The organism is Vibrio sp. 378 (assembly GCF_033339435.1).
In genome coordinates this window covers 1-743 of record NZ_JAWOUO010000476.1, presented here as the reverse complement: position 1 = coordinate 743, position 743 = coordinate 1, and the positions used below count along the sequence as shown (strand labels likewise).

Annotated in this window: 1 protein-coding gene; it reads right to left on the bottom strand. The window is 44.1% G+C overall.

Going from position 1 to position 743, the window contains the following annotated elements; genetic code table 11:
• Positions 1 to 176: 176 nt before the first annotated feature.
• Positions 177 to 635, bottom strand: coding sequence for a MarR family winged helix-turn-helix transcriptional regulator (locus R7Q48_RS27030; protein WP_005477506.1), 459 nt, complete (start codon positions 633 to 635; stop codon positions 177 to 179).
• Positions 636 to 743 lie beyond the last annotated feature (108 nt).

Here is a 743-nt window from a genome sequence, read left to right as displayed (position 1 = left end):
CCTATTGATAGACAAATCCTATTTTCGTTAATAGGGAAATCCGATTATAGACGTGAGAAGCTGATAGGTTTTATTGAAGAATGGCAGTAGAAAGAGTGTCTGAAAGCAATGAGATCAATAAAGCCTGCAATGGCAGGCTTTTAGCTATTGAGAGGAGTTTATAAAGGGCTTGGCGGTTAGCTGAGCTTATCGAGCACTTTCTCGCAGAGCGTTTTTAGCGTCACCAATTCTTCTAGATCCAACGTGAACTTACAGGCAATGGCATCAGGGACGGATTTCGCCTGATCTTTAAGTGCTCTGCCTGCTTCGGTAAGGTTCAATACGCGTACGCGCTCGTCGGTTTCACTTCTTCCTCTGCTCACAAAGCCTTTTGCTTCTAAGCGTTTTAGCAACGGGGTGAGCGTTCCTGAATCGAGGTGAAGCTGTGATCCCAGCTGTTTTACGCTCGTGCCATCTTTTTCCCACAATACCATCATTACCAAGTACTGCGAGTAAGTGAGATCAAGTGCGTCCAACAACGGTCGGTACGCGCGAATCACAGCGTTCGCAGCGCTGTATAGCGGAAAGCAGACTTGATTCTCTAGTAACAATTTTTCGTCTGCATTCAATGTACTTGGGGAGTAACACTGGCTCATGGGCTTAATCTCGATAAAGGCGATAAAAATAAATTGTGCACAATATAGTTGCAAACTATCGTTGTTTCGATGTAAGGTTGCAAGCAATTAAATTGTGCGCAACTTAAA